Below are 16,998 nucleotides of genomic sequence, written 5' to 3'. Positions count from 1 at the left end.
AGCCGAAGCTGCCGCTGCCGCGGAGGAAGCTCCCGCAGCGGACTCCGGCGCGGATGCGCCGGCCGCGGATGCGGATGCTTTTGATCCGGCCGCCAAGAAGGTGGACGAGGTCGTGGAATACGCCCAGGGCGCGGATGCCGCTGAAGTGGCCCGCGTGCTCGAAGCTGAGAAGGCCGGCAAGGCCCGCAAGACCCTCGTGAAGAAGCTCGAGGAGCTCCTCGGCTAATTCGGGAAGTACACTAACCACCCGCTAACCTGGCGGGCGTGTGGGGTGGGAGGCTCAGCCTCCCACCCCACACGCGTATGCGCGCAGCGCAGCTGCGCCGTCGTCGTACAATGTGATATTCACGTGAAGCTCCTTAAATTAAGAGCCCGTTTACGGCTCATTAAGGCGAATTCAATAGTTTGAGCAATGGAAACGCGTGTTTCCGAGTCGGGCCAATCCGCGCCCCGACTAGCTCAAAGCGAAGGATATTCATGCGACACGTGCGTCGAGCAGTAGCGGCTCTAGCTGCCGCTACGCTAGTGCCGGTCGGGGTGGCATTCACGGTGCCAGCCGCGGCCGAGCCAGTACTCCCGGGAGTCGATTCACCGGCTCTCGCCTCTACGAATGAGAATCCCGTCGTCGTGGACGGTGTGACTCAACCCATGGATCCGCGGCCCGGCTTCCGGGTGCTGCCCTACCTGCAGCGCCCCGGTGCCCACGAGATGACGATTAACTGGTTTACGGAACTGGGCCATAATGCCGTTCTCACCATCAGCGGCCCGGGCCTGCCCGCAGAAGGGCGCACTTACACCGTGGCCGGCGTGCAGAACCCGGTCAATGATTACCAGGATTACGAACTCAAGCAAGGCACCCTCAGCCGCGGGAAGGCGCTGTCGGTACCGCAGGGCGCCTGGATTCGCGCCGATCATCCCTACAAGTACAGCCAGCGCGTGGAAGAGCTCCAGCCCAGCTCCACCTACACCTACACGGTCACGGTGGATGGCTACGCGCATTCCGCCACGCTCCGTACCCTCCCCGATGGGAAGGCCGGGATCACCGATCCACTCCACATCATCGCCTTCTCCGATACCGAAACCGAACCCATCGGGCGCGTGACCTACCGCGAATGGGAACAGACCCTCAACCTGGCCGAGGGCTCCGAAGAACGCCCGGGGAAGGACTCGGCCTGGGATAAGAAATTCGGTGGCTCCACCCGTAACGGCAAGTACGCCGTCAATTACATGCTCACCGAGGATAAGGTGCAGGAAATCAATAACGCCGCCATTGCCGCCGCCAAGCCGGATCTGGTGCTGCTGCCCGGCGATATTGCCGAACGTGCCTCCTCGCAAAGCCACTGGGATGAATGGTTCCGCTACTTCGCCGGTGATAAGGGCCAGCTGCTCGATTCCATTCCGGTGATCACCTCGCTGGGCAACCACGAAGTGTACGGCTACGGCAGCCCGGAGGATCGCACCGCGGTAGCGCGGGCCCGCGCCGCCTACAACCAGGTATTTGATACCAACGGTTCGGATAACGCGAATGCGCGCGATGCCTACCACCGCACCGATATGGGCCCGGTGACGATCATCAGCCTCGATTCGACCAACGGCACCGATCAGACTCCGAAGACAATGCCGGAAGAAGCCAAGATCGAGGGCAATGACGAAGGCATTACCGCAGCTCAGCTCGGAACCGACACCCAGGGCGTTTTCCCGTACGAGGAATACGCGCGGGACTTCCCCAAGTCGGTGGCGGCCGGCTGGTGGGGCCCGGATGCGGCTCCCGATTCGGTGGATCAGCCCAGCTTTATGCCCGGCTCGGATCAGTACCGCTGGCTTGAAAAGCAGCTGGCTGATGCCCGCGCCAAGGGTCAGATCATTATCGTGCAGTACCACCACGTGGCCTACTCCAACGGTGTGCACGGCACCCCGATGGGTCACAAGTTCCCCGATCAGCAGCCGGGTGTGCCCATGCGCCACCTCCAGCCGCTTTTCGAAAAGTACAATGTGGCCTCCGTTTTCTCCGGCCATGACGAAATGTTCCAGGCCTCCTACGTGGATGAAGCCGGCGACGGGGTGGGCGTGTACCACTGGGACGTCGGGGTAGCCTCCGATGGCCTGCGCGGTGAAAAGATGGTGAAGACGGGGGAGGGCGGTGCCTTCGAGCCGCTGCGTTTCAACTCTCACTCCGTGTGGATGGCGCAGGCTAACGAACCGGAAATGTGGAAGACCAACGAGGCGGGCGTGAAGAAGCTCATCTCGGGCGGCAAGCACTACGGGCACCTCGATATTAAGATCAATCCCTACGCCGGCCCGGCCCTCGATTCCGGGGTGAAGCCGGCCGCCGAAATGGTCATGACCCCCATCTCGCTCTTCCCGATCCTCGATAATAACTACGAGGTGGAAAAGGTGGAACGCCGCGAACTGCTCTCCGGGCAGTTCACCGTGTACCTCGATGCGGAAGGTAACCCGCTGGCGGGCACCCCGCAGGACGGTACCGGTGAGGACGGCACCGGTGAGGCGGAAGAAAAGACCCCGCTTTCGAACTTCGCGCTCGGCGTTATCCCGGACACCCAGTTCTACTCGCGCTACGCCACGGAAGAAACCGGTAACCAATTCGGCGCCATGTACGGCAGCGAGCCCTTCTCCGCTCAGACCTCCTGGATCGCGCAGAACGCTGAGAAGTACGGCATTAAGATGTCCATGCACCTGGGCGATATCGTGGATCAGTACAACCACCCCCAGCAGTGGGAAATCGCCGATAAGGCCATGAAGATTCTCGAGGACGCGGGGCATCCCTACTCGATTCTTGCCGGTAATCACGACGTCGGGGCCGATGCCTCGGATACCGATCCGGTTGGCTACGGCACCTACAAGGAATGGTTCGGCGCCGAGCGCGCTGCCAAGAACTCCACCTTCGTGGAACGCGATCCTTCCGGAGCACACGAATACCACATCCTCAAGGTCAATGGCCAAGATTTCCTGGTCATGAACCTGTCCTGGCAGGCCCAGGATGACGCGCTGCAATGGGCATCCGATGTGCTCGATGCGCATCCCACCACCCCCACGATTGTTAATTCGCATCAGCTGATTAACGTGGAGGGCGACGGCGTGACCCCGCTGGCCACCGAGTTCGGTGAAAAGGTGTGGAATAAGCTCATCCGCAACCACGATCAGGTGTTCCTTACCTTCAACGGCCACCATCACGGCGCGACCACCTGGACGCGCACGAACGACGCCGGCCACCCCGTCTACCAGGTCCTCATGGATTACCAGATGGCCTACATGGGCGGAAACGGCTACATGGGCATGGTGGAATTCGACCTGCCGGGCAATAAGATCTACCAGACCTCCTTCTCACCCTGGGTGATGACGAAGGCCAAGGACACCCTTGTTCCCGACGACCAGGCGATTCTTAACGGTGCGGGCCAAACTTTCGAACTTGACTTCAACTTCGCCGAACGTTTCCCGAACCTCGTGATCGCTGATACGAAGGCTTCTTTGACGACGCCGCAACTGCGCGAGTGGCTTGCCAGCTACGATGCGCCGACCCAGGTGACCCCCACCGCCCCGAGCGGTGCGGAGGACTACCCGAAGGTGGAGAGCACCGTGGCCCACTGGAAGATGCCGGTGGATAAGGTCGAAGGCACCCCGGTTGCCGTGGGTGAGGCCATCGTGGATGCCGTGGGTGGGGATAACTTCACCCGGGCCCCGCTGGACCAGCCCGGTTCCAAGGGAACCGAAGAGGGCGACGTCGTATGGACCCGTGACCACCACCCGCTCTCGGCCAATGCCGGTGCGGTGTGCTTCGCCAACGGCGGGCGTGATAACGCACGGTGGAATAACTTCGTGACCGCTGCCGATGCTGCCGTCAATAACGAGACCTTCGAGAACGGTTTCACCTTCGAAACCTTCATCAAGATCTCCCCGAAGTTCGATAACAAGAACAATGCCTGGATGGCCTGGCTTTCCCGCGATGGCCAGCGCCAGAATATCGCCGGCTACAACAACACCGAGGGTGAGGAACCGCCCTTCGCGTGGGCGATGTCGAACCTGGCGGAAATCCAGTTCTCCTTCGTGGATTCCCAGAAGCCCACTCCGGCCGAATCCTCGGCTTGGTCCGGTGAGATTGTTTCGCGCGATCAGTGGCTCCACCTCGCGGTGGTCAATGATCCGGAGACCAAGATGACCACCATGTACGTGGATGGCGTACCGGTGCTGCGTAATTCGCCGGGCACCGTGGGCGTGGGCACCCAGGGCCTGCCGTGGGTCCTCGGGGCGGGCTCCTACGCCGGTGTGCGTGAATCCGGCTTCCAGGGCTGCATCGGTGAAGTCCGCCTCGTGGGCGAACCGCTGGACTCCAGCAAGTGGCTGACCGCGCGCGCCGGGGAAACCCCGGGTGGCGAGCAGCCCGGCGGTGAAGAGCCGGGCACGGAGCCGAGCATGGAGCCGACTGAGCCGGGCACGGAGCCTACGGAACCGGGCACGGACCCGAGCACGCCGGGGACCGAACCGGGCGATAAGCCGAGTGAAGAGCCGAGCAAGCCGGCGGCGCCGCGGGGCAATCTGCTCTTCAGCTCTACCGCTCTGGCCGGCGGCAACGCCGATCGCGTGACCAGCTACGGTCGCGCTGGCGAAACCATCTTCGTGGGCGATTGGGACGGCGACGGCGTGGACACCCCCGGCGTGCGCCGCGGCAACACCTTCCTGCTCACCAATGCCGCCACCGGCAATGCCCAGTTGCAATTCTCCTTCGGCCGCGCGGATGACGAGATCGTTATCGGCGACTGGAACGGGGACGGCAAGGACACCATCGGGGTGCGCCGCGGAAACACGGTGTACGTGCGCGATGACCTAGCCGGTGGCAACCACACCGCCATGGTTTCCTTCGGGCGCCACGGCGACCAGATGGTGGCCGGTGACTGGGATGGCAACGGGCGCGATGAACTCGCGGTGCGCCGCGGAAACACCGTTTTCGCCCAGGCGTCCTTCGCGGAGACCCAGGCCAAGTCCACCTCCTCCTACGGCCGGCCCGGCGATGTATTCCTTGCCGGTGACTGGAACGGGGACGGCGTGGACGGCATCGGCGTGGTTCGCGGCAATATCTGGCACCTGCGTGAGAACGTAGGTGAAGGCGCCGCGGTGGCCAGCTTCGGCTTCGGCCGCGCCGGCGATGTGTTCCTCGCCGGTGACTGGACCGGGGCGGGCGCTGACCGCCCGGCCGTCAACCGCTAGCGGCTCACTAGCAGTGGCTAGTAGCTAGCCAGCTTTCCAGCGGGAGGGCAGCGAGTATCAGCTCGCCGCCCTCCCGTTCGTTTTCTCGGTTGCGCCGCCGTGACGGGGCACTGGCGCGTGGCACCGTAGCGCTGTGCCGCCACGCTGGCGCGTGCCACCGTGCGCGCCGTCGCCCCGTATCACAGTGACGGCGCCAACCATGCGCCATCAGCGAAAAAGTCTCGAGCCAGGATGATCACGGCGGCCCGCGGGCGTTAAAGTCGCATACGAGTATGGAATCTCCGCGTGGAGGTTCCGAGGAAGGAAAACCGTGACCACATCACCTCGCATGGAAGGCCGGGATAATAACCAGCCTTCAGCATTCGGCGATGCTGTTTACCAGCGCCTCCTCAAGGAAAGAATCATTTGGCTCGGCTCGGAAGTTCGCGATGATAATGCGAATCAGATTTGCGCCCAGATGATGCTCCTTGCCGCGGAGGATCCGGAGAGCGATATTTACCTGTACATTAATTCTCCGGGTGGCTCGGTCACCGCGGGTATGGCCATTTTTGACACCATGCAGTATGTTCAGCCCGATGTTGTAACGGTGGCGATGGGCATGGCAGCCTCGATGGGCCAATTCCTGCTCTCAGCTGGTACCAAGGGTAAGCGTTATATCACCCCGCATACCCGCGTTCTTATGCACCAGCCTTCGGGCGGCGCCGGCGGAGTGGCCGCTGATATTCGCATCAACGCCAACCTCATCTTGCAGATGAAGGAAGAACTGGCCGGGCTCAACGCCAAGCACACCGGCAAGTCGCTGGAACAGATCCTGGAAGATTCCGAACGCGACCACTGGTTCACCGCCCAGGAAGCCCTGGAATACGGCTTCGTGGACCACATTATTTCCAACTCGCAGGTCATGCTCAAGAAGCCGAATAGCGATAATAACGACGGCGCACTCGAAGCCAGCCACGCGGGGGAGGAGCTCTCATGACGATGAATTTCCGAGCCGCGGGTAACCTGCCCGCCATGATGGCCGCCTACGGTGCCGGCAACGTTCCGGGCGCTGGCAACCTACCGAGCGCCGGTTTCGGCCACGGTAGCGCGGGCCCGATGCCCTCCAACCGCTACGTGCTTCCCGATTTCGAAGAACGCACCCCCTACGGGTACAAGCGCTCCAACCCCTACACCAAGCTTTTCGAGGATCGCATTATTTTCCTCGGAGTGCAGGTGGATGACGCTTCGGCCGACGATGTGATGGCGCAGCTGCTCGTCCTCGAATCGATGGACCCGAACTCCCCGGTGACCATGTACATCAACTCCCCGGGCGGTTCTTTCACCGCGCTCACCGCTATTTACGACACGATGCAATACATCAAGCCGCAAATCCAGACCGTGTGCCTGGGCCAGGCGGCTTCTGCGGCGGCGGTGCTGCTGGCGGCCGGCTCCCCGGGGCGGCGCCTGGCGCTCCCCAATGCCCGGGTGCTCATCCACCAGCCGGCAATGGAGGGCATGCAAGGCCAGGCCACGGATATTTCCATCGTGGCTGACGAGCTCGACCGCATGACGGAATGGCTCGTCAACACCCTGGCCCACCACAGCGGGAAGTCTCCCGATGAGGTGCGGGCGGATATCCAGCGCGATAAGATCCTCACCGCCCAACAGGCCAAGGATTACGGCCTGGTGGATAACGTGCTCGAATCGCGTAAAAATGCGGATGTCGTAACCAACGGTTAATGCGATTCTCGCGCTCGTGCTCCGGGCTGTAGCTTCGGGCGGTAGCGCGTATCATGGGCGGGTAGGGGCCAGGTGCTCCTGCCCGCTCACGTGCAAGGGGCGGCGGGGCACGGCGCGGGAGCTGCGTCGTCGTACATCTCACTGACCGGGCGCCCCGCGTGGGAACGTGACCTTTAGGCGCAGATGCGGTGAAATAGGGAAGACGCGCGTACGGCGCGGCCGCGAGGCAAGGAGGAACATGGCGACCGTCGATGCAGCAGAAGCTCTCAAGTGTTCGTTCTGCCAGAAAACCCAACGCCAGGTGAAGAAACTTATCACCGGTTCGGGTGTATATATTTGCAACGAATGCATCGAGCTGTGCAATGAGATTATCGCCGAGGAATTCGGGAAAGAAAACGACGGTTTCTCCCCGAACGAGCTCCCCGTTCCCGCCGATATTTACGCGTTTTTGAATGAGTATGTGGTGGGGCAGGATGCCGCGAAGCGTACGCTTGCCGTGGCCGTGTACAACCACTACAAGCGGCTGCGCGCGAAGGCTGCACCGCGCCCCGCCGACGGGGAAGATACCGTTGAGCTCGGCAAATCCAATATTTTATTGCTCGGACCCACTGGAACGGGGAAAACGTACCTGGCCCAGTCGCTGGCGCGGATGCTCGATGTACCCTTCGCGATTGCCGATGCCACCTCGCTTACCGAAGCCGGGTACGTGGGCGAAGACGTGGAGAATATTTTATTGCGGCTCGTGCAAGCGGCCGGTGATGATGTGAAAAAGGCCGAATCCGGCATTATTTACATCGACGAAATCGATAAAATCACCCGCAAATCTGAAAATCCCTCCATTACCCGCGACGTATCGGGGGAGGGCGTGCAGCAGGCGCTCCTCAAAATCGTGGAGGGGACGGTCGCGGCGGTGCCGCCGCAGGGTGGGCGCAAGCACCCCCAGCAGGAATACCTCCAGATCAACACCTCGAATATTCTTTTTATTTGCGCCGGGGCTTTTGCGGGTTTGGAGGATGTTATTTCCACTCGCGTTGGACGCCACGGTATCGGCTTCGGGGCACAATTGCACGACGCCGACGCCCATTCGGATATGCTCTCGCAGGTCACCCCGGAGGACCTCCACAAATACGGCCTCATCCCGGAGCTGGTGGGGCGCCTGCCCGTTATCGCCACGGTGGAGGCGCTGGGTGAAGGCGACCTGGTGCAGATTCTCACCGAGCCGCGTAATGCCCTCGTCAAGCAGTACACCCGCATGTTTGAGCTGGACGGAGTGCGCCTGACCTTCCAGGACGAGGCGCTGCGCGCCATGGCTCGTGAAGCGATGGAACGGGGCACCGGGGCGCGCGGGCTGCGCTCCATTATGGAGCGGGTGCTCGGCCCGGCCATGTTTGATGTGCCTTCCCGGAAAGATGTGCGGGAAGTGATTGTGACCCGCGCGGCGGTCACCGACGGTGCGCCCGTGGAGATTGTTTCCGCGGCGCAACGGAAGAGCGCCTAGTGAGCGGCGGAGAGACGCGGCATACCCCGGAACCGGAAACGGAGCGCTGCGCGGCAGGCGTGGGGAGTGCTCCGGGTACCGATGGCGCGGATGCGCGCACGGCGCAGCAGGATCGCTGCGCCGCTGAGCTCGGGACGCTCCGAGCGCGCTTGGACGTTTTGGATGCCCAGCTCATTGAGCTGCTGGGGCAACGCAAGCAGGTGACTGATGCCGTGGGGCGCCTCAAGGATCGCTACCGGCTTCCTGCGCGCGATATGGCCCGTGAGGGTGTCCAGCATGTTCGCATTGCTGAGCTGGCGCGCGGGGCCGGGCTGGATCCCGATTTCGCGGTGCGGGTACACAATGTCATTACCTCGCGCGCGGTCGAGGATCACCAGCGTATTTCCCGTGCTTCTCGCGTTGTTCGGGCTTCCCGTGCTTCTTGTGCCGCGCAGGGCGAAGGCGGTGAGCGCGAAGCTGACGATGAAGGCGTGAACTAGCTTCGCACAACACCGGGAGAAACGAATCGGGGCGTGGACTAAGGTAGCCCACGCCCCGCTCCCAACCGAACTATGCGCTAGTCGCGGTTCTTATCGCCCTTATCCCCGTAAATATCGCGCCCGATCACGGTGGCGAAATCACGGAGCACCGCGGTGCGCTTCACCTTGAGGGAAGCGGTGAGGTAGCCGTTCTCCGGGGTGAAATCAATGGGCAGAATAACGAATTTACGGATGGATTCCGCGCGGGAGACCGCTTCGTTGGTGCGCTTAATGGCGCGATCCACCGAGGCGATAATCTGCGGATCGTGCACGGCTTCCGATACAGACATGGCCGGCAGATTCTTATTCTTCAGCCAGATGGGAAGCATCTCCGCATCCAGGGTGATGAGCGCACCCACGAAAGGCCGCTGGTCACCCACCACGACCACCTGCGAAATAAGCGGGTGGCCGCGCAGGCGGTCCTCCAGGATTGCGGGGGAGACGTTCTTCCCGCCGGCCGTCACAATAAGTTCCTTCTTCCGCCCGGTAATCCACACGAAGCCATCTTCGATCTTGCCGAGATCCCCGGTGCGATACCAGCCATCTTCGGTAAACGCCTTGGCGGTTTCTTCGGGATTATTCAGGTACTTATGGAAAACGTGATCGCCCTTGACGAGCACTTCGCCGTCGGTATCAATAGCCACGTGGCAGCCGGGATAGGCCGGACCCACCGAACCGATCCGCTGGTGGTTGAAGCGATTCACCGTGGTCGGTGCGGACGTTTCCGTTGCACCGTAGCCTTCAAAAATATTAATTCCGATGCCGCGGAAGAAATGCCCGAGCCGTGCCCCCAGCGGCGCGCCACCCGAAATCACATTCTCCAGGTTCCCGCCGGTAATTTCCTTAATCTTGGAGTAGACGAGGCGTTCGCCCACTTCATGCTGGGCCCGCAGCGCCAGCGAAGGCCCGGCCGCGCTATCGAGGGCCCGCGAATAGGCGATCGCCACTTTCGCGTAGTAGCGGAAAATCTTTTGCTTCACGCCGGTGGACTGGGCATCCGCCGCGTTATAGATCTTCTCGAAAACGCGCGGCACCGCCAAAATATAATGCGGCTTGAAAGACTTCATGTCCTCAACAAGGTTGTGGGTATCGGGGCAGTGCCCGATGGTATTACCCGCGTAGAAGGCCACCAGGTTAATGAAACGCGCGAAAACATGGGCCATGGGGAGGAAGAGCAGAGTGCGCTTCTCGCCGGAGAGGATCGGGGCGAGATTATCATCCAGCGGCCCGTTAATAACGACGTGCAGCAGGTTACGGTGGCTGAGCACCACACCCTTGGGCCGGCCTGTCGAGCCAGAGGTGTAGATGACGGTAGCTTCGTCGTCGGCATGCATCGCATCGATACGGCGGTCAATCTCAGCGTCGAGATCCATGGTGCCGCGCGCGGAAATCCGGGCCAGGTCATCATCAGAAATAACGAAAATATCGGTGAAGAAATCAAAATCGGACCGGAACGGCGCCATAACCGCGGCCATCTGCTGATTTTCGACGACGGCGAAGCGGCAGTGCGCATCCTCCACAATCCAGCGAGCCTGCTCCGTGGAATCGGTTTCGTACACGGTCACGGCCATCGCACCGATGGACCACAGCGCGAAATCCACCACGCAGAATTCGTAGCGGGTGTGGCACATGAGGGCGATACGATCCCCGGGCTGGACGCCCATCGCGATAAAACCGCGTGCCAGCGCGCGATACTCAGATTCGAAAGTCCGCCATGCCACCGGCACCCATTGCCCCAGTGAGGCTTTGCGCGCCACCACGGTGCGCTCGGGCTGTTCGCGTGCGATATTACGGAAAACCCACGGAATCGTCATTTCATCGGTGATATGAATCTTTCCGGGAGTGAAAACTTCAGTCCGCTCGATTTCGGCCATGATTCTCCTCAAGGTTACGCGTGAGTAAGTAAAGTGTACGGCACGCGCGGGAAACGGGGGTGGAGGCGCGATGAGAGAGTTCTCATCACCTCCTCACCGCGATATTAACACGGGGCGGAACACTGGAGCCATGACGATCTCCATGAATGCTCTGCTTGCCGTGCTCCTTCTTGTAACGGCCCTATCCGTTGTCCTTCTCGAAACTTCAGTACGACGACGCATCCGCGCCTTCCGGCCTCTCCAGCTTTTCACGCTGGGGAGTGCTTTCCTCCTCGTCCCGGCTAATATCGCTTTGCTGGGCGGGAACGCGCCCGGGAACCTAGAACGGTGGGTGAGCCTGGGCTCCGTCGCGGCGCTGGCCACCCAGCTTGTTCTTCTTATCAGCGGCTGGATTCCGGTGGGGGCGGCGGCACCTACGCGCCGTATCCTCGCCGTCGGGGCGCATCCCGATGATCTGGAATTAGCCTGCGGGGGTACCTTGGCGCGCTTGGCCGATGCGGGGCACGAGATTCACGCCATCGTGGCCGCGGACGGTGCAGTGGGAGGCAATGCCGGGGAGCGGGCCGGGGAGGCCCAGCGCGCCGGTACTTTCCTCGGGGTGACCTCGCTGCGCACCCTCGGCCTGCCCGATACCCGCCTAGCCGAGCATGAAAATACCCTTACCGGTGCTATCGAAGAAAAAATCCGCACCCTCAATCCGGATATTATTTTCACGCATTCGGCTCATGACCAGCACCAGGATCACACCGCCGTGCACCGCGCCACCATGCGGGCCGGGCGGCGCCACCCGGCGATTCTCTGCTACGAATCACCCTCCGCCACCGCGAACTTTTCCCCGCAGGTATTCGTGGATATTACCGAATACACCGGGGTGAAAAGCGCCGGGGTGGCCATCCACGCCGACCAGATGAACAAGCCGTATATGGCCGGCGACGTGCTCACCGCCAAAGCTAATTTCCGGGGCGAACAAGCCAAAATGGAGGCCGCGGAAGCTTTTGAGGCGATGCGCATTCCTGCTTTCCGGGGTGTGCTCTAAATCCTCGTGGCGTGCTCTCAGCCCGGGTACGTGCCTGCGCGCGCCGCGGGCACCGTTGCCCCGTTCCTGCTCTGCTACACCGCACGCACCACGAGCACCGTCGCACCGTCCTTCGCCCCGTTCCCTCCCTCTCTTACCTATAAGGACCATCATGATGAATCATTCACCTCTCAGTTCCCGCCCGCGCGTGCTCGTTACCGGGGCCAGCGGCCCGGCCGGCTCCTCCCTCCTCACCCAGCTGGGGGAGCGCGGGATTCCAGTGCTCGGCGTCGATATGGCGCCCCGTCCCCACCCCGATGGCCTCAGGATTCTCCAATGCCCGCCGGCCACGGCCCCGGATTTTGTGAGCGCACTGGCCGCCATCTGCGAGGAATACTCGATTGACCTCCTCATCCCCACCGTGGATGAAGAACTCTCCGTCCTCGCACCGCTGCGCACCGCCCTGCTCCACCGCGCCCGCATCGCGGTAGCCCCCACCGCCGCGGTGGCGATTGCTGCCGATAAATGGCTCACCCATCGGGTAGCGGAGAGTAGCGGCCTGGCCGTGCCCCGCAGTTTGGAGGCTCCCACCCTCACCGAGGAAGGCGCTTATTGGCTCGGCTTCCCCTACGTGGTACGCCCGCGGGTGGCACGCGGCGGGCGCGGGGTGCGCCTGGAAACAACATTCCCACCCGCCACGCCACTGCGCGATACCGAGATGGTCTCCGCCTTCCTGCCCGGTACCGAATACTGCGCGCAGCTCTACCTGCCCGCCCCGGGAAGCGTGCGGCGCGACGGGGCAGTGAACGGTGCAGGAAGCGGCGCGCGGGGCGGTGCGCGGCGTCGCCCCACCGTCGTCGTACTAGAAAAAACCAGTCTGGCCTCCGGACAGCACGGAAATGCGACCGGGGTTCGGCGGGTGGAAGCCCCGGACGTCGCCGAGCTGGCGCTCGCGGCGGCGCGGGCGGTGGGCCTGAGCGGCGCGGCAGATGTGGATATCCGCCGCGATACCCAAGGCCACCCTGCCCTTATCGAAATCAATGCCCGCTTCGGTGCGCATAGCGCCCACGCTCCCGAATTACTGGACGCGCTCCTGGAGGCTTACGCACCCACGGAGCCTGCTTCGGAAGCTCGCAGCACCGTTGAGGTGACGGCATGACCACCCTGCTTCTCATTCTTGCCGTACCCACCCTCATCCTCACCGCGGTGACCTGGATGATGTACCCGGCTGCCATCTTGGGGGAGCTGCGCCAGCAGCCCCGCCGGCTCTACGGTGCGCACACCAAAGTCTCGGTGATTATCCCGGCCTACAACGAGGAAGTGGTGCTCGGCGCTTGCTTGCGCTCCATCCTCGCCACTGGCTGGCGCCGTCTGGAAGTGATCGTCGTTGATGATGGTTCCACCGATGCCACCGCCGCCGTTGCCGCACCGTTTACCAGTGATCCGCGTGTCACCTTCCTCAGCAAGCCGAACGGCGGGAAAGGCAGCGCCCTGAATCTTGGTATTGCCCAGGCCACCGGGGAGATCCTTATTTTCGTGGATGCTGACGGACTCTTCACCCCCACCACCATTCCGGAGCTCCTGGCAGGGTTCCGCCACCCCGGGGTGGGCGCCGTATGCGGGAATGACCAGCCGGTCAATATCACCGGTCCCCTCACTGCGCTGCTTGCCCTCATGACCCACGTCGGAACCGGCATGACGCGCCGTGCCTTGGCACTGGTGGGAATGCTCCCCATCGTGGCAGGAAATTCCGGGGCCTTCCGCGCTGATGCGGTGCGCCGGGTAGGAGGCTTCCGGGAAGATACCCTGGGGGAGGATCTCGAGCTCACCTGGCGGATCCACTTCGCCGGCTGGGACGTGGAATTTGCGCCCCATGCCCTGGTGCTGGCCGAAGTTCCCGCCACCCTGCCCGCACTGTGGAAACAGCGAGTGCGCTGGCAACGCGGCCTCATCCAGACCGCCCGCATCCACCGCTCCCGCCTTACCTCCCCGTGGCGGCGCCCCATTGATGCCTACCTGCCCATCAATCTTTTCTCGCTCGTTGTTGCCCCGGTGCTCCAGGTCGCCACCCTCGCGGTGTGGGCAGTGGCAGCACTCAGCGGTGCGGCCCCGCACTGGATGAATGTACTGGTGGGAGCGGGACTGGTAATGGCGCTGGGCGTAACGGTGCTCTCCCTGATCCTGGATCGTGCCTGGCGCGACCTGCGCCTTCTTCCCGCCCTACCCCTGTGGCTCCCCTTCTCCTGGATGATGAGCGCCGCCACGGTGCGCGCGATCTGGCTAGAAATACGCGGAAAAGCCAGTGAATGGAATAAGCTGGAACGAACGGGCGTGCACACCGTGCCGCTCCCGCCCGCCGCCGTCGAACGGGAAACAATGTGACATCACGTCCTATTACGATTCGTTTTCGGATTGCCGCCACCATGGTCGCGCTCGTCGCGGTTGTGCTGGCGGCAACCGGCGTTGCCGTCGTCCTCACCGAAAGTCGCATGTGGCGCGCCCAGGTGGATGCCACCCTGGTGCGGGTGGCAGACGAATTTCGGGTACTGGCCGAAAACGGAGTCGATCCGGAAACCGGGCAGCCCTTTGCCGGGCCATCCCAACTCATCGAAACCTACCTCTCGCGCACCGTCCTCTCCGAAGCCGAAGGGGAAATGGGGATTGTGGATGGGCGAGTCGCCTGGGTGGGCGGCGATACCAGCCCGGTGCGCCCCGAGGAAGATGCCGGACTGGTGCGCCATCTTCTCCCACTCACCCGGAGTGCTGAGATAACGATGGGGACCTACGCGGGGGCCCAGCGCGAATACCGCTATATCGTGGTGCCGGTGCAGTTTTCCGACTCGCAGCCCGGCGCGCTCGTGCACGTCTACCTTCTTGACGTCATTAGTGCCCGTATCTGGAATCTCATGACGGTGCTAGCGGTGGTCTACCTGGTGGCCGTCATCGGCGTCGTCGCCATCGCGTGGCGACTGGTGGGGCAGCTGCTGCGCCCCGTGGAGCAACTGCGCGCCACGGCCGAAAATATTACCGCCAATGCGGATTTGTCCCGGCGGGTCCCGGTGGAAGGGCGCGACGACCTGGCGCGGTTATCAACGGCGATGAATACCATGCTCGATTCCCTGGAAACCATGGATGCCGATCAGCGCCAACTTTTAGACGACGTCGGGCACGAGCTACGCACCCCCATCACGATCGTGCGCGGGCACCTGGAGCTCATGGATGCCACCGATCCGAGCGACGCCGCGGATACTCGCGCCCTCGCCCTCGAAGAACTCGACCGCATGAATTCGCTGGTTGGAGATTTACTCACCCTCGCGAAAGCTGAGCGATCCGATTTTGTGGTGCCCCGCGAGGTTGATATAGCCGCGCTCACCGAGCGGATCTTCGATAAAGCCACCGGGCTGGGCCCGCGCGCCTGGAACCTGGGCGCCGTGGCCAGCGGGCAGGCGTACCTGGACCCGGAGCGCATCACCCAGGCGGTGCTGCAATTGGCGGCGAACGCGGTCAAATACTCCGACGAAGGCACCCCGGTGGAGATTTCTTCAAGCGTGGTAGCGGGGCGGGTGAGTTTCACGGTGGAAGACGCCGGGTGCGGGATCGCCCCGGAGGATACCGAACGTATTATGGAGCGTTTTGCGCGTGGGCGTAATACCGGGCGTTCGGAAGGGTCCGGGCTCGGGCTCGCGATTGTTAGCTCTATCGCCCGGGCCCACGGTGGGGAAGTTACGGTGCGCTCACGGGTGGGGGAGGGATCCGTATTTACCTTGAGTTTGCCCAGCGTTTACCTGGGTTCGTGATAGCCTCACAACCGGAGAAGGGAGCATGATGAGCACCATCCTCATCGTCGAGGACGAAGAGCGCATTGCCCGCTTTATTGCGAAGGGCCTGAAAGCAGCCGGCTACACTTCCACCACCGCATCAAGCGGTGGGGAGGCTGTGGACCTGGCTGTTCATATTCCTTTCGATCTTATTATTTTGGATATTGGCCTGCCGGATATTGACGGTTTCGCGGTGCTCGAGCGCCTGCGCGGGCAGGGCCTGGACACCCCGGTTATTCTCCTCACCGCCCGCACCTCCGTGACGGACCGCGTAGCCGGGCTCGAGGGCGGGGCTGATGATTACATGGCGAAACCTTTTTCTTTCGAAGAACTGCTCGCGCGTATCCGTTTGCGTTTGCGCGACGCCGCAGCCACCCCGGCGCCAGCTAGCTCCGCCACCCAGCTTTCCCACGGCGGTATCATCCTGGATTTACTCTCCCACCACGCCCACGTGGGCGGGAAACAGGTGGAGCTGTCCGCCCGCGAATTTACCCTGCTGGAAACCTTCATGCGCCACCCGGGGCAGGTGCTATCCCGCGAGCAACTGCTCTCCCGGGTCTGGGGTTACGATTTCGATCCCGGTTCCAATGTGGTGGATGTGTACGTGCGTTATCTGCGCGGGAAAATCGGGCGGGACCGTATCGAAACGGTGCGGGGAATGGGCTACCGCCTGAGCTAAGGCAGCGCGGCCTTCTGGGTGAAGGAACGGTGCTGCTAGCTCAGGCGGTAGTGCCGGGGTGTGTGACTGGTTTAGTCGTCGTCCTCGTCGTCCCAGTCGTCATCGTCGTTATCATCCCAATCATCGTCATCCGCGTCATCATCGTCCCAGTCATTATCGGAGTACTGGGGCGGTGCGGGGCGCGCGGGAGCCGGTGCCACTCGCTGCGGCGCGGGTGCCGGCGCTGCCGGGGCGGGGACTGGCGCCGGCGCCGGGGCGACGTTAGCGGGGGACGGGGCAGTGCCCGCGGGCGGCGTCGTCGTACTATTTGGGGCATCACCGGTGAACAGGTGCGCATTTTCGGCTACATCAACCAAAAGACTGCGCAGGGTGGCGCGCTGTGCGTTGTTGAGCGGCGGGCGCTCCGTGGGCGCAGAAGCCGACGCGGTGCTGCCGGCACCAGTGGCACCAGTGCCGCCAGCGGACGGGGAAGACGGCGCCGTGACGGTGACGGCGGGGCCCACCGACTGGGTGCCGCTCCCGCTCACGGCGTGGGCAAGCTGCATCCCCAAGAAACCGAGGAGCGCCAGCCCGAGAAGTACGGCAAGAAGTTTCACACGAGTTGTCATGTCCCTAAGTACACCGGAGCGAGATGACGGGGCCAGGAAACAATCATGA

At 62.8% G+C, this 16,998-nt stretch carries 12 protein-coding genes and 1 pseudogene; 11 read left to right on the top strand and 2 right to left on the bottom strand.

Annotated elements, in window-relative coordinates:
* The 6 genes and pseudogenes from ACRQDJ_RS01260 to ACRQDJ_RS01235 form a co-directional block, all read left to right on the top strand.
* Positions 1-226, top strand: a pseudogene (locus tag ACRQDJ_RS01260) (trigger factor); the annotation flags it as partial.
* 251 nt (positions 227-477) lie between these two features.
* Positions 478-5,220: a metallophosphoesterase gene (locus ACRQDJ_RS01255; protein ID WP_284904391.1), complete on the top strand. Its 4,743-nt coding sequence runs from the start codon at positions 478-480 to the stop codon at positions 5,218-5,220.
* 328 nt (positions 5,221-5,548) lie between these two features.
* On the top strand, positions 5,549-6,196 hold the full coding sequence (locus tag ACRQDJ_RS01250) for a ClpP family protease (protein WP_039898292.1): 648 nt from the start codon (positions 5,549-5,551) through the stop codon (positions 6,194-6,196).
* Positions 6,197-6,315: 119 nt separating this feature from the next.
* A complete protein-coding gene (locus tag ACRQDJ_RS01245) occupies positions 6,316-6,939 on the top strand; it encodes an ATP-dependent Clp protease proteolytic subunit (RefSeq protein ID WP_087071212.1) in 624 nt (207 codons plus the stop codon).
* A 238-nt stretch (positions 6,940-7,177) separates the two neighbouring features.
* Positions 7,178-8,437, top strand: coding sequence for an ATP-dependent Clp protease ATP-binding subunit ClpX (gene clpX / locus ACRQDJ_RS01240; protein WP_284904389.1), 1,260 nt, complete (start codon positions 7,178-7,180; stop codon positions 8,435-8,437).
* A complete protein-coding gene (locus ACRQDJ_RS01235; RefSeq protein ID WP_435717723.1) occupies positions 8,437-8,916 on the top strand; it encodes a chorismate mutase in 480 nt (159 codons plus the stop codon). Before clpX ends, ACRQDJ_RS01235 begins: the two co-directional genes overlap by 1 nt.
* A gap of 77 nt (positions 8,917-8,993) precedes the next feature.
* Here the strand turns inward: ACRQDJ_RS01235 and ACRQDJ_RS01230 are convergent, their stop codons facing one another.
* On the bottom strand, positions 8,994-10,829 hold the full coding sequence (locus ACRQDJ_RS01230) for an AMP-dependent synthetase/ligase (RefSeq protein WP_026428496.1): 1,836 nt from the start codon (positions 10,827-10,829) through the stop codon (positions 8,994-8,996).
* Between the two features lie 130 nt (positions 10,830-10,959).
* Here ACRQDJ_RS01230 and ACRQDJ_RS01225 point away from each other — a divergent pair, with 130 nt between their 5' ends.
* The 5 genes from ACRQDJ_RS01225 to ACRQDJ_RS01205 all read left to right on the top strand — a co-directional run bounded on the left by ACRQDJ_RS01225 (position 10,960) and on the right by ACRQDJ_RS01205 (position 16,341).
* Positions 10,960-11,865: a PIG-L deacetylase family protein gene (locus tag ACRQDJ_RS01225; protein WP_284904385.1), complete on the top strand. Its 906-nt coding sequence runs from the start codon at positions 10,960-10,962 to the stop codon at positions 11,863-11,865.
* Between the two features lie 151 nt (positions 11,866-12,016).
* Complete coding sequence (locus tag ACRQDJ_RS01220; RefSeq protein WP_435717722.1) at positions 12,017-13,003, top strand: hypothetical protein; 987 nt, start codon at positions 12,017-12,019, stop codon at positions 13,001-13,003.
* A complete protein-coding gene (locus ACRQDJ_RS01215) occupies positions 13,000-14,226 on the top strand; it encodes a glycosyltransferase family 2 protein (RefSeq protein WP_284904381.1) in 1,227 nt (408 codons plus the stop codon). The genes ACRQDJ_RS01220 and ACRQDJ_RS01215 overlap by 4 nt, the downstream gene beginning before the upstream one ends.
* Complete coding sequence (locus ACRQDJ_RS01210) at positions 14,223-15,641, top strand: sensor histidine kinase (RefSeq protein WP_284904379.1); 1,419 nt, start codon at positions 14,223-14,225, stop codon at positions 15,639-15,641. The genes ACRQDJ_RS01215 and ACRQDJ_RS01210 overlap by 4 nt, the downstream gene beginning before the upstream one ends.
* Before the next feature lie 28 nt (positions 15,642-15,669).
* A complete protein-coding gene (locus ACRQDJ_RS01205; RefSeq protein WP_284904407.1) occupies positions 15,670-16,341 on the top strand; it encodes a response regulator transcription factor in 672 nt (223 codons plus the stop codon).
* Positions 16,342-16,412: 71 nt separating this feature from the next.
* On the opposite strand, the gene ACRQDJ_RS01200 is transcribed toward ACRQDJ_RS01205, so the two are convergent.
* Entirely contained in the window at positions 16,413-16,949 is a 537-nt protein-coding gene (locus ACRQDJ_RS01200) for a hypothetical protein (RefSeq protein ID WP_284904377.1), read from the bottom strand.
* Between the last annotated feature and the right edge of the window lie 49 nt (positions 16,950-16,998).

It is taken from the genome of Actinotignum urematis (genome assembly GCF_051264595.1).
Lineage (GTDB): Bacteria > Actinomycetota > Actinomycetes > Actinomycetales > Actinomycetaceae > Actinotignum > Actinotignum timonense_A.
The sequence above is the reverse complement of the archived record's forward strand: the minus strand, read 5'-3'. Positions and strand labels throughout refer to the sequence as shown.

Excerpts from the sequence above, each read along its gene's own strand:
- ACRQDJ_RS01255 (WP_284904391.1), top strand. The coding sequence starts at position 478 with ATGCGACACGTGCGTCGAGCAGTAGCGGCTCTAGCTGCCGCTACGCTA.
- ACRQDJ_RS01250 (WP_039898292.1), top strand. The coding sequence starts at position 5,549 with ATGGAAGGCCGGGATAATAACCAGCCTTCAGCATTCGGCGATGCTGTT.
- ACRQDJ_RS01245 (WP_087071212.1), top strand. The coding sequence starts at position 6,316 with ATGCCCTCCAACCGCTACGTGCTTCCCGATTTCGAAGAACGCACCCCC.
- clpX (WP_284904389.1), top strand. The coding sequence starts at position 7,178 with ATGGCGACCGTCGATGCAGCAGAAGCTCTCAAGTGTTCGTTCTGCCAG.
- ACRQDJ_RS01230 (WP_026428496.1), bottom strand. The coding sequence starts at position 10,829 with ATGGCCGAAATCGAGCGGACTGAAGTTTTCACTCCCGGAAAGATTCAT.
- ACRQDJ_RS01225 (WP_284904385.1), top strand. The coding sequence starts at position 10,960 with ATGACGATCTCCATGAATGCTCTGCTTGCCGTGCTCCTTCTTGTAACG.
- ACRQDJ_RS01220 (WP_435717722.1), top strand. The coding sequence starts at position 12,017 with ATGATGAATCATTCACCTCTCAGTTCCCGCCCGCGCGTGCTCGTTACC.
- ACRQDJ_RS01215 (WP_284904381.1), top strand. The coding sequence starts at position 13,000 with ATGACCACCCTGCTTCTCATTCTTGCCGTACCCACCCTCATCCTCACC.
- ACRQDJ_RS01205 (WP_284904407.1), top strand. The coding sequence starts at position 15,670 with ATGAGCACCATCCTCATCGTCGAGGACGAAGAGCGCATTGCCCGCTTT.
- ACRQDJ_RS01200 (WP_284904377.1), bottom strand. The coding sequence starts at position 16,949 with ATGACAACTCGTGTGAAACTTCTTGCCGTACTTCTCGGGCTGGCGCTC.